The organism is Bacillus halotolerans, assembly GCF_004006435.1.
Lineage (GTDB): Bacteria > Bacillota > Bacilli > Bacillales > Bacillaceae > Bacillus > Bacillus halotolerans.
On sequence record NZ_CP029364.1, the window covers coordinates 3,325,772 to 3,342,300 of the forward strand.

The following is a 16,529-nucleotide window of genomic DNA, read 5'->3' on the forward strand; positions in this document are numbered from 1 at the left end:
AGTGAACCGCATGGAGAAGAAAAAATATAACATTTCAGTTGAAGCGACTCTTGAAGTAATAGGCGGGAAATGGAAATGCGTGATTTTATGCCACCTGACACACGGAAAAAAACGAACAAGTGAGTTAAAGCGTTTAATGCCGAATATCACTCAAAAAATGCTGACCCAGCAGCTGCGTGAGCTGGAAGCTGACGGTGTCATTAACCGTATCGTGTACAATCAGGTTCCTCCTAAAGTGGAATACGAACTGAGTGAATACGGCCGCAGCTTAGAAGGCATTTTAGATATGCTCTGCGATTGGGGAGCAAATCATATCAACAAGGTATACGGCGATACTTTCTCTGTATTAGAAGAAAGTGTGCTCAATGATAAATTGAAACAGGAATCATAAGAAAATAAAGCAGGCAGTGCGCAGCGCTGGCTGCTTTTTTGATTCTTTATCCTCATATTGTGTGCAAGAAAACGTATGATACATCATAAATTAGCGTTATAATCGTTGATTTTTATCAATATGTACTGGCGAATTCTTTTTAATGTGTTATACTAATTTCAGATGACAACAATTTAGAATGACATAATTGATGAGGGGTGACCAACGTGAAGGTAAAAGTAGCGATAAACGGGTTTGGAAGAATCGGAAGAATGGTCTTTAGAAAAGCAATGTTAGACGATCAAATTCAAGTAGTGGCTATTAACGCCAGCTATTCGGCTGAAACGCTGGCTCATTTAATAAAGTATGACACAAATCACAGACGGTACGACAAAGAGGTTGAGGCTGGAGAAGACAGTCTGATTGTGAATGGAAAAAAAGTACTCTTGTTAAACAGCCGTGATCCGCAACAGCTGCCTTGGCGGGAATATGATATTGACATTGTCGTTGAAGCAACAGGGAAGTTTAATTCAAAAGAAAAAGCGATGGGACATATTGAAGCGGGCGCGAAAAAAGTCATTCTGACCGCTCCGGGGAAAAATGAAGACGTTACCATTGTGATGGGTGTTAATGAAGACCAATTTGATGCTGAACGCCACGTCATTATTTCAAACGCGTCATGCACGACAAATTGCCTTGCACCGGTTGTGAAAGTGCTTGATGATGAATTTGGCATTGAGAGCGGTCTAATGACGACAGTGCACGCTTATACGAACGATCAAAAAAATATTGATAATCCGCACAAAGATTTGCGCCGCGCCCGGGCATGCGGTGAATCCATCATTCCGACGACAACAGGAGCGGCAAAGGCGCTTTCGCTTGTTCTGCCTCACCTGAAAGGAAAACTTCACGGTCTCGCATTGCGTGTCCCTGTACCGAACGTCTCATTAGTTGATCTTGTTGTCGACTTGAAAACGGATGTAACGGCAGAAGAGGTAAACGAAGCATTCAAACAGGCTGCCAAAACGTCAATGTACGGAGTGCTTGATTATTCGGATGAACCGCTCGTGTCGACAGATTATAATACGAATCCGCATTCGGCGGTTATTGACGGGCTTACGACAATGGTGATGGAAGACAGGAAAGTAAAGGTTCTCGCATGGTATGACAATGAATGGGGCTACTCATGCAGAGTAGTTGATCTCATCCGCCATGTGGCGGCACGAATGAAACATCCATCTGCTGTATAGAATAAGGTCATGGACACAATTTAAGAAAAAACCCTTAACAGCATATTTCTGAAAAAACGCTTCTTGCAAATTAGACTTAAACACAGTATACTATTTTTCGTGAACTTCTTGCTTGAGACTGTTTCGGGATTACTTAAAGGGTTAGGACCTCTCCGGACTAACTTTCCCCCGTGGTAAATAGCCGACCCAGTTGTTGGAACTTCACTTTTTAATTCTTGTTAAGGGGGGTCCATGACTATGGAAACAATGGGGCGTCACGTTATCTCCGAGCTATGGGGATGCGATTTTGATAAGCTGAATGACATGGATTTTATTGAAAAAACGTTTGTAAATGCTGCTTTAAAATCAGGAGCTGAGGTGCGCGAGGTTGCATTTCACAAATTTGCACCGCAGGGCGTAAGCGGAGTCGTTATTATTTCTGAATCACATTTAACGATTCACAGTTTTCCTGAGCACGGATATGCAAGCATTGATGTTTATACTTGTGGAGACTTAGATCCTAATGTCGCTGCTGACTACATTGCAGAGGCATTACATGCTGATACAAGAGAAAACATTGAAATACCAAGAGGAATGGGCCCTGTGCAGATTAAACAGGCGCAAGCGAAAGTACTATAAAGTAAACACGAACACAAAGGGAGCTGGAGCTAGAAAGCCGTTACGCGCTTTTTAGCTTATGCTCCTTTTATTTTTATGAACAAACAGGGGCGGCTAGCTTTTTCTTTTTCCGTTTTTTTTGTAAAATAAGAAAGAGATATGTCATAAACCGCCTGATGCTGTTAGACACAGCCTAAACAACGGCTCTCCCGACAGATGCCTGTCACAACACTTATAGCCGGAGGCTGCCGAATATACATTGCAGGGAACGAAATAGTTGGGAGCTGATTTTATTGAAATGTCCTTCATGCCAGCATAACGGAACGCGAGTCCTCGATTCACGGCCTGTGGATGACGGAAAATCCATTCGCAGAAGACGGGAATGCGAAGCCTGCCATTACCGCTTTACTACCTTTGAGAAAGTGGAGGAAACCCCGCTCATCGTTGTAAAAAAAGAAGGCGTGCGAGAGGAATTCAGCAGGGAAAAAATGCTGCGCGGCCTTATTAAAGCATGTGAAAAAAGGCCTGTTTCACTCAAAACGCTGGAAGATATGTGTTTTGACATTGAAAAAGAACTGCGCAATCAAGGCTGTTCCGAAGTGAAAAGCGAGTTCGTCGGAGAAATGGTCATGGATCGCCTGGCTAAGGTTGATGAAGTCGCATACGTGCGGTTCGCGTCCGTCTATAGGCAGTTTAAAGATATTAATGTCTTTATCGATGAATTAAAAGATTTAATAAAGAAAGAGCGTTAAAGAGCTAAAAGGATTCTTCTAGCTCTTTTCTCATGTGCAAAATTGGCATTTGATAGATATTCGAAACGGTGTAAAATGAGAGGTAGAAACATAATCGGAAGGTTTGAGAATGTATGGCTGACTACTGGAAAGATGTACTGCCTGTAGACCCTTATGTGGTGAAAAGCAAATCAATGCTGCAGGATATTGACAGACAAATTATTACACAACTGTACCAGCCCTTAATCGGCCCTGTTGCATTCTCTCTTTATATGACATTGTGGGGAGAACTTGAACAAAACCGTCTGTGGGGCGGAGAATCCACACATAGACAGCTGATGGGAATGACCCAGTCCAATTTGAAAACGATCCATCAGGAACAGGGGAAGCTCGAGGGCATCGGATTGCTAAAAGTATATATGAAAGAATCCGAGCGGCAGGAGCGCCTCTTTATATATGAACTGCTGCCGCCGCTGCGGCCGAATGAATTTTTCGAAGACGGCATGCTGAACGTTTTCCTGTATAACAGAGTCGGAAAAACAAAATATCAGCAGTTAAAACAATTTTTTACGCATCCGGCGATTTCAGAAGACGCCAAAGAAATTACAAGGCCGTTTAATCATGCGTTTGAATCACTGCAGCCGAGTGAATGGAAGCTCACATCCGATATGGAGGAAACGGTGAGACTTGCGACGGGAAGGGAGTATACAACTGTCGGACAGGCTCCGTCCTATACCGTTACAGAGGATGTGTTCGATTTTGATTTGTTTTTAGCGGGGCTTTCGGAGACGATGATTCCAAGAAAAGCAATGACACAGCAGGTGCGGGAAACGATTAAAAAGCTTTCTTATTTGTACGGCATTGATCCTTTGCAGATGCAAAATGTCGTCATGAGCGCGATCGATGAGCATGAAGTGATTACCACCGAAGCTTTAAGAAAAGCAGCAAGCGACTGGTACCAAATCGAGAGGAACGGACAGCTGCCGGACTTAGTGGAGAAAACACAGCCGGTACATCTGCGTGAAGGCGGAAAAGCGGCAGAAGAGGATTCGCTGGATAGTGAGCTGATCGCATTGCTGGAGGTCATCTCACCGAAAAAGCTTCTTCAGGATATCGCGGACGGAACCGAACCGTCAAAAGCAGATCTAAAAATTATAGAAGAAATTATGTTTGAACAGAAGCTGGAGCCAGGCGTCACAAATGTATTGATTTATTACGTCATGCTGAAAACCGACATGAAGCTGTCGAAAAATTATATACAAAAAATTGCCTCCCATTGGGCGCGCAAAAAAGTCAAAACGGTCAGAGAAGCGATGAAGCTTGCCATAGAAGAAAACCGCCAGTATCTCGAATGGGCTGAAGGGAAAACGAGCCAATCTTCTAAACGAAATCAAAAAGTGATTCGCGAAGAAAAACTTCCTGACTGGATGAAAGAAAAGAAAACGGCTTCCGATTCTGAAACCGGACAGCAAATGCTGCATGAACAGGACTTGGAAGAACAGAAGAAAAAGATGATGGAAGAAATGAAAAAACTGAAAAAATACTCTGCCTATTAAGAGCAGAGATGCGGGGTGAAGTAATACATGGAACCAATCAGCCGTTCCCTGCAGGGCGTAACCGGCAGACCGGATTTCCAAAAGCGTCTTGAACAAATGAAGGAAAAAGTGATGAAGGATCAAGACGTTCAGGCATTTTTAAAGGAAAATGAAGACGTCATCGATCAAAAAATGATTGAAAGAAGCTTAAATAAGCTTTATGAATATATTGGACAGAGCAAGCACTGCTCTTATTGTTCAGAAGACGAAAACAGCAATAATCTGTTGGAGGGCTACCATCCGAAGCTTGTGATGACCGGCCGCTCTATTGATATCGAGTATTACGAATGTCCGGTCAAACGAAAGCTCGATCAGCAGAAAAAACAGAAGTCTCTCATGAAAAGCATGTATATTCAGCAGGATCTTCTCGGAGCGACGTTCCAGCAGGTTGATATTAATGATCCGAGCAGACTTGCAATGTTCCAGCATGTCACGGATTTTCTGAAAAGCTATAATGAGACGGGAAAAGGGAAAGGATTATATTTGTACGGCAAGTTCGGTGTAGGAAAAACCTTTATGCTAGCCGCTATTGCCAATGAGCTGGCGGAAAAAGAGTATTCCTCCATGATCGTCTATGTGCCCGAATTTGTCAGAGAGCTGAAAAATTCGCTTCAAGATCATTCGTTGGAAGAAAAGCTGAACATGGTAAAAACCACGCCTGTATTGATGCTCGACGACATCGGAGCAGAATCGATGACGAGCTGGGTCAGGGATGAAGTTATCGGAACAGTGCTTCAGCACAGAATGTCCCAGCAGCTGCCGACTTTCTTCTCTTCTAATTTCTCGCCTGATGAGCTGAAACATCATTTTACGTATTCGCAAAGGGGAGAAAAGGAAGAAGTGAAAGCGGCAAGATTAATGGAGCGGATTTTATATCTGGCTGCTCCTATCCGTCTTGACGGAGAAAACCGCCGCCATTAATAACCGCTGCGGTTCAAAGGGGAAGGAACTGAGGGTATGAAACTTAAAACGGCTGTTAAATGGCTGGCAGTGCTTGCGGGAGCAGGCTTGATTTTTTGGGCAAATAAAAGGTATTTAAATCTATCTCCGAAAGAAATCCGGATATGGGTTTTATCATTTGGCATCTTTGCGCCGCTTATCTTTATCGGGATATCGATCGTCAGACCGCTTGTATTATTTCCGGTATCAGTTATTTCTATTGCGGGCGGTCTGGCCTTTGGCCCGATTCTCGGCACGCTTTACACACTATTCGGGTCGATGTGCGCTTCGGCTGTCTCATTTTTTGCAGCCGGTCTGTTGGCGGCAAAAACCAACAGCCATCACGAAAGGCTGGAAAATATCCAGAAACAGATGGAAGAAAACGGTTTTTTCTATATCTTTCTTCTGCGGATTCTTCCGATTAATTTTGACTTCGTCAGCTATGCGGCAGGGCTTTCTAATGTCAAGCCGCTCCCATATTTTACGGCGACGGCTGCGGGAATCATCCCTGGGACCGTTGCGCTGAACGTGCTGGGAGCAAGCTTTTTCACGGGCAATTTGCCCGCCTTCTTTCTCGTCCTCGGATTTTATATCATTTTTATGACGCTGCCATTTATCTTCAGAAAGAAAATGCAAAGCTTGTTTCAAGAATCAAATTAAGATTTGCCGGTGACCTTTACGTCTATTTTAAAAACATCCCCCATATACTTGTAACAGATGCCGTAAGGGGGGACAAACATGCTTGAAATAATCTTTGAAGATGACCATGATACAGCCGCTTTTTTACATCTCATTCAGCATTCGGACGATCGGAAAAACATCATTGTCCGTGAAGGCATACGAAAAATCGGGATTGAAAAAGCTGAGCCGGCTTTCTCTATTCAGGGTTTTATGGAGCCGATTCTGGTCAAGTTTTTTTTAGATTGCAAAGAAGACGAGCATATGCTGTCGTTGATTGAAGAGACGTATTGTTTCACGGACCAGGATGAGCAGCAGCAAATCCTTCAGCTCGCACACAGTATTATAGAAGGAGAAGCTGATGTTCTTCCGTTTGAACCGATGAAGCCGCCGCGCAAGCAGTGTATTTTAGATGAGCTCCAAACGATTTGTTTAGAGGACGGGGTATTTTCAATTCGTTCCTTTCAAACCTTTCGCCTCGGACAGTACTACGAACAGCTTAGAGAAACTGTGGAAGCGGCAATAGACGAATATAAGATGGAGCAGGAGTACCAAAACTTTATTCAGACACTCAGAGATTATGTAATGGCTAAACCGCCGCGAATTAAAAAGGTGCACATTGTCCATGATGGTTCATTTACACTGTGGGAGATGCGCTATGTGCCGGAACGGGAAAAAATGAAATACATAGACAGGCGATTTGTCCGGGATCATCCCATGTACATTGACTCCCATTTGCTTGCGCCGCTGATCTCCATCGCGCCTGATGAGGTGATTCTCTATACAGACCAGCCCGAGCATATGATGGTAAGGACGATTCAAAACGTATTTCAAGAGCGTGTGCAAATGCTTCCGCTTCACGCGTTTTCAAACGCTGAAACACCGGTCAAGCACTCAGAGGGATAAGTGCCGGCAGCCTGTAAACTTAAGGCTGCCGCTTGAAAAAAAGGAAATACAATCGTGTTGATTTTTTGGAACGAACAATTTATAATACATAGGAGATTAAGATTGACACACGTACTGATAAGGACATGAAGGAATGATACCGGCTTAAAGAGAGGGAAGTCACGGCTGCAAGCTTCCCAGCTAAGGACCATTCGCTTTACCGCCTTTGAACCTCAGCTGTGAACCCCCTTTATAAGGAACAGTAATAGCTGACGGGAACTCCCGTTACAGAGTTTAGAGCCGCAGATGCCGGTGTATTGGCTTGCGGAAAAAAGGGTGGAACCACGATTCCGTTTATTCAACCTCGTCCCTTTCATAGGGGGCGGGGTTTTTATATGCAAAAAAAGGAGTGACAATGATGTCAGATATGGTAAAAATCACATTTCCTGATGGAGCAGTCAAGGAGTTTGCGAAAGGAACAACAACAGAAGATATCGCGGCATCCATCAGTCCGGGATTAAAAAAGAAATCATTAGCCGGAAAACTGAACGGAAAAGAAATCGATTTGAAAACGCCGATCAACGAAGACGGCACTGTGGAAATCATTACTGAAGGATCAGAAGAGGGTCTTGAGATTATGCGCCACAGTACGGCTCACTTGCTAGCACAAGCGATTAAACGCATTTACAAAGACGTGAAATTCGGTGTCGGTCCGGTTATCGAAAACGGTTTTTACTATGATGTAGAAATGGAAGAAGCGATTACGCCGGAGGATCTGCCGAAAATCGAGAAAGAAATGAAAAAAATCGTCAATGCGAACCTTCCGATCGTTCGAAAAGAAGTCAGCCGTGAAGAAGCGAAAGCCCGCTTTGCGGAAATCGGCGATGACCTGAAGCTTGAACTGCTGGATGCGATTCCTGAGGGAGAAACCGTATCGATTTACGAGCAGGGCGAATTCTTTGACCTGTGCCGCGGCGTACACGTTCCATCAACAGGAAAAATTAAAGAGTTTAAGCTGTTAAGCCTTGCAGGTGCATATTGGCGCGGTGACAGCAATAATCAAATGCTTCAGCGTGTATACGGAACAGCTTTCTTCAAAAAAGCTGATCTTGACGAGCATCTTCGCATGCTTGAAGAAGCAAAAGAGCGTGACCACAGAAAACTTGGCAAAGAATTAAAGCTGTTTGCGAATTCTCAAAAAGTCGGACAAGGTCTGCCGCTTTGGCTGCCAAAAGGCGCGACAATCCGCCGCACGATCGAGCGCTATATTGTCGATAAAGAAATCAGCCTCGGCTATGAACACGTCTATACACCAGTGCTTGGAAGCAAAGAGCTGTATGAAACATCAGGACACTGGGATCATTATCAAGAAGGCATGTTCCCTCCGATGGAAATGGATAATGAAACACTTGTGCTCCGTCCGATGAACTGCCCGCACCATATGATGATTTATAAAAACGATATTCACAGCTACCGTGAGCTTCCGATTCGTATCGCTGAACTCGGCACAATGCACCGCTACGAAATGTCAGGTGCGCTTTCAGGTCTTCAGCGGGTGCGCGGCATGACACTGAATGATGCCCACATCTTTGTCCGCCCGGATCAGATTAAGGATGAGTTTATCCGGACAGTTCGTTTGATTCAGGACGTATATGAAGATTTCGGCTTGCACGATTACACATTCCGTCTGTCTTATCGTGATCCGGAAGACACAGAGAAATACTTTGATGACGATGAAATGTGGAACAAAGCGCAATCTATGCTGAAAGCGGCAATGGACGAAATTGGCCATGACTATTACGAAGCAGAAGGCGAAGCTGCATTCTACGGCCCTAAACTTGATGTTCAGGTGAAAACAGCGATCGGCAAGGAAGAAACATTGTCTACTGTTCAGCTGGACTTCTTGCTGCCTGAACGCTTCGATCTGACATATATCGGTGAAGACGGCAAGCAGCATCGTCCGGTTGTTATTCACAGAGGTGTGGTATCAACAATGGAACGCTTTGTTGCATTCCTAATCGAAGAGCATAAAGGCGCACTTCCAACATGGCTTGCACCGGTTCAGTTCCAAGTCATCCCGGTTTCTCCGGCTGTGCATTTGGATTATGCGAAGCAAGTACAAGAGCGCCTGCAGCGTGAAGGCCTGCGTGTAGAAGTCGACAGCCGTGATGAAAAAATCGGCTACAAAATCCGCGAAGCGCAAATGCAAAAAATTCCGTACATGCTTGTGGTCGGTGACCAAGAAGCAGAAAACGGTGCGGTAAACGTCCGTAAATACGGAGAGCAGAAGTCTGAAACCATTTCACTTGATGATTTTGTGAAAAAGGCTGTAGCTGAAGCGAAGAAATAATACAAAAAAGCATGATCTCATGTAAGAGATCATGCTTTTTTATTTATGTTCTAAAATAGGAAACAAATCATGAAGGCTGCTGATGATGTGATCAGGCGTCACTTCTGTTTCATTTTTCTTATCCGTCCGGTTGATCCATACGGTTTTGATACCGGCTCTGGAAGCGCCTAAAATGTCTGTATTCAGGTTATCGCCGACCATGATGGCATCCTCTTTCTGGATCTTCATCAGCTGCAGGCAATGCTCGAAAATAGAAGCATCAGGTTTCCCTTTGCCAAAAGCGCCTGAGATGACAATTTCATTGAAATAAGGGGCGAGCTCAGGCACGCCGGCGAGCTTCTCCTTTTGCAGACTCGGATCGCCGTTAGTCAAAAGCAACAACTCGTACTTTCCTTTTAATTGATCAAGCACATCAAATGTTTCATCGTAAACAAACGGGCGTTTTCGGCGTTCCGCTGCAAAAAACTCTCCCAAATATTCACCATATGCCTGATCGTCGACACCAAGCGCTTTCAGGCCGTTTGTCCATGCGTTTCGTCTGTACTCCGGCACAATCTTATTCAGCTTCTGAAACCCTTCACTGATCGGCTCGGAGAAATTCGACCACAGCCCTTCAAATGGGTTAATGCCGATCATCACCGTATAAGGGTATGTCTCGTAAGACATGTACAATTCTCTCGCCGCTTCCCGAACAGCTGCTTCGAATTCCTCAGGGTCAAGACCATATTTTTTCTCGGCCTGTAAACATGTTTCTGCAAATGTTGTTCTGACGCTTTTCTCATCCCAAAGTAGTGTATCGTCTAAATCAAAAAATACGGCTTTCATGATCTTCTCCTCTGCTTCAGATTCAATTCTTTCTGCCAAAAGGCTCATGTTTATTCTACAATAGATAAAAGTCTTGTGAAATATGTTTTCAGACGATTTTAAAAAAACAGTCAGCCATGAAACGGTTTGCCGAAAAAATGATAAAATGAAATGGGAAAGAACAGGTGACACAGATGATTCAATTAATGATCATGATGCTGGAAAGGGTAGGGATTATCGTTATATTGGGATTTATTCTGGCCCACACTAAACTTTTCAGACAGGCACTTCAAAATCCGGAGGGCTACAAAGGAAAAGCTGTATTGATTTCTATTTTTTCTCTTTTCAGCATCATCAGCAATTATACCGGCATCGAAATTCAAAAACATATGATTGTGAATAATGATTGGGTGTTTACAATAGATCCGTCGGGCTCTATTGCAAATACCCGTATTTTGGGCGTGGAAATAGGCGGGCTTTTGGGCGGGCCGTTTGTAGGAGCGGGAATCGGTTTATTAGCAGGCCTTCACCGTTTTTCGCTCGGCGGCAGCACGGCTTTAAGCTGTGCGGTCTCATCCGTTTTAGCAGGGTTTCTTGCGGGGTGGATCGGCAGGTATTTTACGAAGCGCTATCGAATGCCGACACCGCGTATCGCAGCCCTCGTCGGGATCGGTATGGAGACCTTGCAAATGGTCATTATTTTGCTGATGGCAAAGCCGTTCAATGATGCTTGGGAGCTTGTCAGCATGATCGGGATTCCGATGATCCTCATTAACGGAACAGGCAGCTTTATTTTCCTGTCGATTATTCAAGCCATTATTCGCAAGGAAGAACAGGCAAGGGCGCTTGAAACGCACAGGGTGCTGACCATTGCCGATCAGACGCTTCCTTTTTTCCGTCAAGGGTTAAATGAAAGCTCTTGTAAAAGTGTAGCGGCCATCATCCATAAGATGACCGGAACGGATGCGGTATCTCTGACGGACAATGAGAAAATACTTGCGCATGTCGGCGCGGGAATGGACCATCATATCCCATCTAAAAGCCTGATCACAGGCCTGTCTAAAAAGGTAATTAAAACAGGGCGTATCATGAAGGCTACTTCACAGGAAGAGATTGAATGCACCCATTCGGAATGCCCTTTGCATGCGGCGATTGTACTGCCTTTGACATCAAACGGCAACACAATCGGAACGTTAAAAATGTATTTTAAAAGCCCGGCCGGCCTCAGTCAGGTAGAGGAGGAGCTTGCCGAGGGGCTGGCCATGCTGTTTTCGACACAGCTTGAGCTCGGTGAAGCCGAGCTGCAAAGCAAGCTTCTGAAGGATGCGGAAATCAAAGCGCTTCAAGCACAGGTTAACCCGCATTTTTTATTTAATGCCATCAATACGATTTCTGCTTTATGCCGGACAGATGTTGAAAAAACCCGTAAGCTTTTGCTGCAGCTTAGCGTGTACTTTCGTTCTAATCTCCAGGGAGCAAGACAGCTGCTGATCCCGCTTTCAAAGGAGCTGAACCATCTTCAAGCCTATCTGTCATTAGAACAGGCGCGTTTTCCCGGGAAATATAAGATTGAGCTTGATATTGACAGCAGGCTGGAACAAATTGAGATTCCTCCGTTTGTCTTGCAGGTGCTTGTTGAAAACGCATTACGGCACGCATTTCCAAAAAAACAAGACATGTGCAAGGTAACGGTTTGTGTCTTATCTGACGAGTCATCCGTCTATATGAAGGTCACGGACAATGGGCGCGGAATTCCGCCGGACGTCTTGCCGGAATTGGGGAATAAACCGCTGCCTTCTAAGGAAGGAACAGGGACTGCGCTTTATAATCTGAATCAGCGGCTGATCGGTTTATTCGGGCAGCAGGCTGCATTACATATCAAGAGTGAGGTACATAAAGGGACAGAGGTTTCCTTTCAAGTACCTATGCAACAAATGAAAGAGGGAGAAGAACATGCTCAGGGTGTTAATAGTTGATGATGAGATTCTGGCAAGAGATGAACTGGCCTATTTGCTTAAAAGGACAAATGAGGAATTGGAAATCAATGAAGCGGAAAATATTGAATCAGCGTTTGACCAAATGATGGATGAAAAGCCTGATTTGCTGTTTTTAGACGTTGACTTATCCGGTGAGAATGGCTTTGATATCGCAAAACGATTGAAGAATATGAAGCATCCACCGGCGGTTGTGTTCGCGACGGCCTATGACCAGTATGCACTTAAAGCTTTTGAAGTGGACGCTCTCGATTACTTAACCAAACCTTTCGATGAAGAAAGGGTTCGGCAAACAATGAAAAAGTATAAAAAGGTAAAGCGGGAGATTGCTGAACCAGAACAGACCAGCCATGCCAGCCAGCATAAATTAGCCTTATCTGTCGGTGAATCGATTGTGATTGTGGATACGAAGGATATAATCTTTGCGGGAACCGAAGGTGGCCATGTCAATGTAAAAACCTTTGATGCTTCTTATTCTGTCAATGATACGCTCGTTGTCATTGAAAAAAAGCTTCCGGAACCTGATTTTCTCCGCGTCCATCGAAGCTTTGTCGTTAATACTGAGTACATCAAAGAGATACAGCCTTGGTTTAATTCCACCTATAACCTGATAATGAAAGACGGATCGAAAATACCGGTCAGCCGGACATATGCCAAGGAATTAAAAAAGCTGCTCCATATTTGACGGGCGGCTTTTTGTATTTCATCCTTTTTATGCTGCAACTCACCTTAAATATTCGGCAAGTTATCATGTAAGCGCTTAATAGAGAGAAATTCTTATTTATAATGAGGGTACAAAAGAGAAAGAGGTGAAGAAAATGAGTGCTAAAAAAGTGTACGGATTTTTAACACAAGCATTTATTTTTGCCGTCATTATGATGGTTTCCAATATGATTGCCGCTTTTGTCCCAATTCCTATACCGGCGTCAGTTGTAGGATTGGTCTTATTATTTCTCCTATTATGCTTGAAAGTAATTAAACTGGAACAAGTAGAAACGCTCGGAACGTCTTTAACCTCATTGATCGGATTTTTATTTGTTCCATCAGGTATATCTGTTATGAATTCTCTTGGTGTGATGCAGCAATACGGCCTGCAAATCGTCCTTGTCATCCTTCTCGCAACGATTATTTTATTGGGGGCAACAGGATTGTTTTCTCAGCTTATTCTTACACTGAGCGGAAAACGCAAGACTGCTGATGACATAAAAGCAAAAACAGTACAGCCGCCGCAGAAGAAAAACGAACTTGTTCATCATTAAGAGAAGCAGGAGGTTCATGAAATGGAAAGCACAATGAGTCCATATTTCGGAATTGTCGTATCACTGGCCGCTTTCGGCATTGGCACCTTTTTATTTAAAAAAACAAAAGGGTTCTTCCTTTTCACTCCATTGTTTGTTGCGATGGTGCTAGGGATTGCATTTTTGAAAATCGGCGGTTTCTCTTACGCTGACTATAATAACGGGGGAGAAATCATTAAGTTTTTCTTGGAACCCGCGACGATTGCCTTTGCCATTCCATTGTACAAACAAAGAGATAAACTGAAAAAATACTGGTGGCAAATTATGTCCTCCATTATCGTAGGCTCTATCTGCTCTGTCACGATTGTCTATTTGCTTGCAAAAGGGATTCACCTTGATGAGGCTGTTATGAAAAGTATGCTTCCGCAGGCGGCAACAACGGCGATTGCGCTTCCTTTATCAAAAGATATTGGCGGCATCAGCGATATCACAGCTTTTGCTGTTATCTTTAACGCCGTCATTGTGTATGCGCTCGGCGCTTTGTTCTTAAAAGTATTTAAAGTGAAGAATCCCATTTCGAAAGGGTTGGCACTCGGAACGTCCGGACACGCACTCGGTGTAGCTGTCGGGATCGAGATGGGTGAAGTCGAAGCCGCGATGGCAAGTATCGCTGTTGTCGTTGTCGGGGTCGTAACGGTTCTGGTCATTCCTGTGTTCGTGCAGCTGATCGGAGGTTAAGCCAAGGCTGAACCCTTGGCTTTTTCTATTTTATGGTGCGTCTTCCGGATCGATATATCCCTGTTTAATGCCCCATTCCACTTGATCGTCATGCCACTTTTTTCGTTCTTCATAACCATAGCCGTCGTCATCAGGAAGCTCTGAAGCCGGCTGTTGAATGGCATCATCTGTCTGGCTCGGTGAAGATGGCGCATTTTGGCTGTTAGATGAGGATGCCTCATTCTGCTGACGCTGTGCCTGCGCTTGCCGTTTTTTTTCGGCGTTCGCTTCCTGCTGTTTTTGGAGTGCTGCCTGACGCTGCCTTTCAAGCTCAGCTTGCCTTTCTGCTTCCGCTAATCGCTGTCTCTCTGCTGCAGTCCGTGCCAATCGTTGCCGTTCCGCTTCTTCCTCCTGTTGTTTCTTTCGTTTCGCTCTCTGCTCTTTTTCACGTTTTTTCGCTGCAGCGATTTGCCTTTGTTTCTCTGCTTCTTCCTTCGCCTTCACCTTTCCTAATTCAGTTGCGAGCGGATTCACCATTTTCAATGAAACGGGTTTTAGGTTTTTCAGCTCTTTCTCCAGCTTGTTTTCATGAAACGCTGCGGCTGTGATAACAGTCTCTTCTTTTGGCTCTGAAGATATGCTGTTGCTATTGGAGCAGCCGGTTACTATCAATGTTAAAAATAGAGTAAGCTGTATCAGTTTGTTCATGTGTCAGACTCCCTTCTCGTTCTTATATCGGCTTTTTTAGTGTGAGGTTCACTTTGTTTTGCATTTTTTCCTATATGTGGTTTTTGGTAAACTGCGAAATAAGGAGAAGGATGGGGTAGTATATTGATCTTCATATAACAGAATCTGGTGCAGAGCATCCGCAACTCCTGATTTTTATTTATGGCGGGGGTGTCAGCGGCTGGATGCGGGAAGATCAAATCAGCCATTTTCAACATTTGTGGCGCCGTTTTGATCTTTTCCAGACTCAGACAAAAATGCTTTATCTTCATGCCAGCCGATTCGAAACATACTATAAAGTAAGCAGTCAAATGAGTGCAGGTACGCTTTATCAAATACTAATATGACATGTACGATACCCGATTCGCTCAGACAAACCAGTGCCAGCCTGCTGGTGCCAGTCGGGGAAAAAGAAAGAAAAGTGATGTAAGCATCGCAGCTGAAATCGCAAAGATGAATGAAAATTCGAGAACGCTATGTTTCCGGGGAACTGCCATGGAGCGCCGCTGGCTCAGCCGATGCTGTTTAACAAAATTCTTCATGATTGGCAGGAGGGTTCAGAACACTGCATTCTGGATAAGAATAAAAGATTTTCTTTTTCTCTCTTGCACTCATAAATAACCCATGTTACAATGAGAAAGTTGTTCCGGATAAGTCATCCTTGACTAAACATCCGGCATTGTGTAGAATAGTTATTGAATTGAATATAAATCACAAGCAGAAGCACCCGCTTCTCACCTGATTGACACATTCATGTAGTTGGCAGGTTGACCGTACATTTTTATTGATACAGATGTTCGTAGTGTGGGTGTTTTATAATGCCCGCACTTTTTGTTTGCCTGCAGAATGCAGTCAAAAGAGTTGTGAATCAATTCGAAGAAACTATGGAGGTGGCTCATTATTAGCAAAGATCAATTGGTTAATGAGGGTATCCGTGCACGTGAGGTCCGCTTAATCGGACAAAATGGCGACCAGCTTGGAATCAAGTCCCGTCAGGAAGCACTTGAAATAGCCGGCCGCGCAAATCTTGACCTTGTGTTAGTTGCAGCAAATGCAAAACCGCCTGTCTGCCGCATCATGGACTACGGAAAGTTCAGATTCGAGCAGCAGAAAAAGGACAAAGAAGCACGCAAAAATCAAAAAATCATTAACTTAAAAGAAGTTAGATTAAGCCCGACAATCGATGAGCACGACTTTAACACGAAGTTGCGCAATGCGATTAAATTTCTTGAAAAAGGCGATAAAGTGAAAGCTTCTATCCGCTTTAAAGGACGCGCAATCACTCATAAAGAAATCGGCCAGCGTGTACTAGACCGTTTTTCTGAAGCATGTGCTGAGGTTGCGACAGTCGAAACAAAACCAAAAATGGACGGCCGCAGCATGTTCTTAATGCTCGCGCCGAAAAACGAAAAGCAATAAGGAGGAAATCCCATGCCAAAAATGAAAACTCACCGCGGATCTGCTAAACGTTTTAAAAAGACAGGTTCTGGGAAGTTAAAACGTTCTCATGCATACACAAGTCACTTATTCGCCAACAAATCTCAAAAGCAAAAGCGTAAGCTTCGCAAGAGTGCTGTTGTAAGCGCAGGAGACTTCAAACGTATCAAACAAATGCTTGCTAACATCAAGTAATCGGACAAGGAACAATTAGGAGG

The 16,529-nt window shown here is 44.1% G+C and carries 17 protein-coding genes and 1 other annotated feature; of the genes, 15 read left to right on the forward strand and 2 right to left on the reverse strand.

The window, feature by feature from the left end; all coding sequences use genetic code 11:
* Window positions 1-10 precede the first annotated feature (10 nt).
* The 9 genes from DIC78_RS17065 to thrS all read left to right on the forward strand — a co-directional run bounded on the left by DIC78_RS17065 (window position 11) and on the right by thrS (window position 9,395).
* A complete protein-coding gene (locus tag DIC78_RS17065; protein ID WP_024122445.1) occupies window positions 11-391 on the forward strand; it encodes a winged helix-turn-helix transcriptional regulator in 381 nt (126 codons plus the stop codon).
* A 206-nt stretch (window positions 392-597) separates the two neighbouring features.
* Window positions 598-1,620, forward strand: coding sequence for a glyceraldehyde-3-phosphate dehydrogenase (locus DIC78_RS17070; RefSeq protein WP_127696656.1), 1,023 nt, complete (start codon window positions 598-600; stop codon window positions 1,618-1,620).
* A gap of 237 nt (window positions 1,621-1,857) precedes the next feature.
* Window positions 1,858-2,238: an adenosylmethionine decarboxylase gene (speD, locus tag DIC78_RS17075; RefSeq protein ID WP_003223584.1), complete on the forward strand. Its 381-nt coding sequence runs from the start codon at window positions 1,858-1,860 to the stop codon at window positions 2,236-2,238.
* A gap of 272 nt (window positions 2,239-2,510) precedes the next feature.
* Window positions 2,511-2,969 carry a transcriptional regulator NrdR gene (gene nrdR / locus DIC78_RS17080; RefSeq protein WP_010335260.1) on the forward strand — a complete coding sequence of 153 codons (459 nt, stop codon included), beginning with the start codon at window positions 2,511-2,513 and terminating at the stop codon, window positions 2,967-2,969.
* A gap of 113 nt (window positions 2,970-3,082) precedes the next feature.
* Window positions 3,083-4,504 carry a replicative helicase loading/DNA remodeling protein DnaB gene (gene dnaB, locus DIC78_RS17085; RefSeq protein WP_095714233.1) on the forward strand — a complete coding sequence of 474 codons (1,422 nt, stop codon included), beginning with the start codon at window positions 3,083-3,085 and terminating at the stop codon, window positions 4,502-4,504.
* Window positions 4,505-4,531: 27 nt separating this feature from the next.
* The gene (dnaI, locus tag DIC78_RS17090; RefSeq protein ID WP_024122442.1) at window positions 4,532-5,464 is read left to right on the forward strand and encodes a primosomal protein DnaI; all 933 of its coding nucleotides are present in this window, start codon (window positions 4,532-4,534) and stop codon (window positions 5,462-5,464) included.
* 36 nt (window positions 5,465-5,500) lie between these two features.
* The gene (locus DIC78_RS17095) at window positions 5,501-6,142 is read left to right on the forward strand and encodes a TVP38/TMEM64 family protein (RefSeq protein ID WP_106020244.1); all 642 of its coding nucleotides are present in this window, start codon (window positions 5,501-5,503) and stop codon (window positions 6,140-6,142) included.
* A 78-nt stretch (window positions 6,143-6,220) separates the two neighbouring features.
* Window positions 6,221-7,066: a putative sporulation protein YtxC gene (gene ytxC / locus DIC78_RS17100; protein ID WP_106022170.1), complete on the forward strand. Its 846-nt coding sequence runs from the start codon at window positions 6,221-6,223 to the stop codon at window positions 7,064-7,066.
* Window positions 7,067-7,463: 397 nt separating this feature from the next.
* Complete coding sequence (gene thrS / locus DIC78_RS17105; protein WP_010335257.1) at window positions 7,464-9,395, forward strand: threonine--tRNA ligase; 1,932 nt, start codon at window positions 7,464-7,466, stop codon at window positions 9,393-9,395.
* A 39-nt stretch (window positions 9,396-9,434) separates the two neighbouring features.
* Here thrS and DIC78_RS17110 read toward each other — a convergent pair whose 3' ends face one another.
* Complete coding sequence (locus DIC78_RS17110) at window positions 9,435-10,220, reverse strand: HAD family hydrolase (RefSeq protein ID WP_127696657.1); 786 nt, start codon at window positions 10,218-10,220, stop codon at window positions 9,435-9,437.
* A gap of 173 nt (window positions 10,221-10,393) precedes the next feature.
* On the opposite strand from DIC78_RS17110, the gene lytS reads away from it, so the two are divergent.
* The 4 genes from lytS to lrgB all read left to right on the forward strand — a co-directional run bounded on the left by lytS (window position 10,394) and on the right by lrgB (window position 14,169).
* Window positions 10,394-12,175, forward strand: a complete 1,782-nt coding sequence (gene lytS, locus DIC78_RS17115) for a two-component system sensor histidine kinase LytS (RefSeq protein ID WP_127696658.1) — start codon at window positions 10,394-10,396, stop codon at window positions 12,173-12,175.
* Window positions 12,153-12,878 carry a LytR/AlgR family response regulator transcription factor gene (locus tag DIC78_RS17120; protein ID WP_127696659.1) on the forward strand — a complete coding sequence of 242 codons (726 nt, stop codon included), beginning with the start codon at window positions 12,153-12,155 and terminating at the stop codon, window positions 12,876-12,878. The genes lytS and DIC78_RS17120 overlap by 23 nt, the downstream gene beginning before the upstream one ends.
* 133 nt (window positions 12,879-13,011) lie before the next feature.
* Window positions 13,012-13,452: an antiholin-like murein hydrolase modulator LrgA gene (gene lrgA, locus DIC78_RS17125; RefSeq protein ID WP_010335253.1), complete on the forward strand. Its 441-nt coding sequence runs from the start codon at window positions 13,012-13,014 to the stop codon at window positions 13,450-13,452.
* A gap of 21 nt (window positions 13,453-13,473) precedes the next feature.
* On the forward strand, window positions 13,474-14,169 hold the full coding sequence (gene lrgB / locus DIC78_RS17130) for an antiholin-like protein LrgB (RefSeq protein WP_038954251.1): 696 nt from the start codon (window positions 13,474-13,476) through the stop codon (window positions 14,167-14,169).
* 30 nt (window positions 14,170-14,199) lie between these two features.
* Here lrgB and DIC78_RS17135 read toward each other — a convergent pair whose 3' ends face one another.
* Window positions 14,200-14,856 carry a hypothetical protein gene (locus DIC78_RS17135; protein WP_127696660.1) on the reverse strand — a complete coding sequence of 219 codons (657 nt, stop codon included), beginning with the start codon at window positions 14,854-14,856 and terminating at the stop codon, window positions 14,200-14,202.
* Between the two features lie 727 nt (window positions 14,857-15,583).
* Window positions 15,584-15,714, forward strand: a sequence feature (ribosomal protein L20 leader region).
* A 57-nt stretch (window positions 15,715-15,771) separates the two neighbouring features.
* Between DIC78_RS17135 and infC the strand changes: the two genes are divergently transcribed.
* Both infC and rpmI read left to right on the forward strand, forming a co-directional pair.
* Window positions 15,772-16,293 carry a translation initiation factor IF-3 gene (gene infC / locus DIC78_RS17140; protein ID WP_071543361.1) on the forward strand — a complete coding sequence of 174 codons (522 nt, stop codon included), beginning with the start codon at window positions 15,772-15,774 and terminating at the stop codon, window positions 16,291-16,293.
* Window positions 16,294-16,305: 12 nt separating this feature from the next.
* Entirely contained in the window at window positions 16,306-16,506 is a 201-nt protein-coding gene (gene rpmI / locus DIC78_RS17145) for a 50S ribosomal protein L35 (RefSeq protein WP_003222418.1), read from the forward strand.
* The last annotated feature ends 23 nt before the right edge of the window (window positions 16,507-16,529 follow it).

Bases quoted from the DNA above. Each gene is read 5' to 3' on its own strand.
- dnaI (WP_024122442.1), top strand. From the start codon at position 4,532: ATGGAACCAATCAGCCGTTCCCTGCAGGGCGTAACCGGCAGACCGGAT.
- DIC78_RS17120 (WP_127696659.1), top strand. From the start codon at position 12,153: ATGCTCAGGGTGTTAATAGTTGATGATGAGATTCTGGCAAGAGATGAA.
- dnaB (WP_095714233.1), top strand. From the start codon at position 3,083: ATGGCTGACTACTGGAAAGATGTACTGCCTGTAGACCCTTATGTGGTG.
- lytS (WP_127696658.1), top strand. From the start codon at position 10,394: ATGATTCAATTAATGATCATGATGCTGGAAAGGGTAGGGATTATCGTT.
- DIC78_RS17065 (WP_024122445.1), top strand. From the start codon at position 11: ATGGAGAAGAAAAAATATAACATTTCAGTTGAAGCGACTCTTGAAGTA.
- DIC78_RS17135 (WP_127696660.1), bottom strand. From the start codon at position 14,856: ATGAACAAACTGATACAGCTTACTCTATTTTTAACATTGATAGTAACC.
- DIC78_RS17095 (WP_106020244.1), top strand. From the start codon at position 5,501: ATGAAACTTAAAACGGCTGTTAAATGGCTGGCAGTGCTTGCGGGAGCA.
- lrgA (WP_010335253.1), top strand. From the start codon at position 13,012: ATGAGTGCTAAAAAAGTGTACGGATTTTTAACACAAGCATTTATTTTT.
- speD (WP_003223584.1), top strand. From the start codon at position 1,858: ATGGAAACAATGGGGCGTCACGTTATCTCCGAGCTATGGGGATGCGAT.
- ytxC (WP_106022170.1), top strand. From the start codon at position 6,221: ATGCTTGAAATAATCTTTGAAGATGACCATGATACAGCCGCTTTTTTA.
- lrgB (WP_038954251.1), top strand. From the start codon at position 13,474: ATGGAAAGCACAATGAGTCCATATTTCGGAATTGTCGTATCACTGGCC.
- thrS (WP_010335257.1), top strand. From the start codon at position 7,464: ATGTCAGATATGGTAAAAATCACATTTCCTGATGGAGCAGTCAAGGAG.
- DIC78_RS17110 (WP_127696657.1), bottom strand. From the start codon at position 10,220: ATGAAAGCCGTATTTTTTGATTTAGACGATACACTACTTTGGGATGAG.
- rpmI (WP_003222418.1), top strand. From the start codon at position 16,306: ATGCCAAAAATGAAAACTCACCGCGGATCTGCTAAACGTTTTAAAAAG.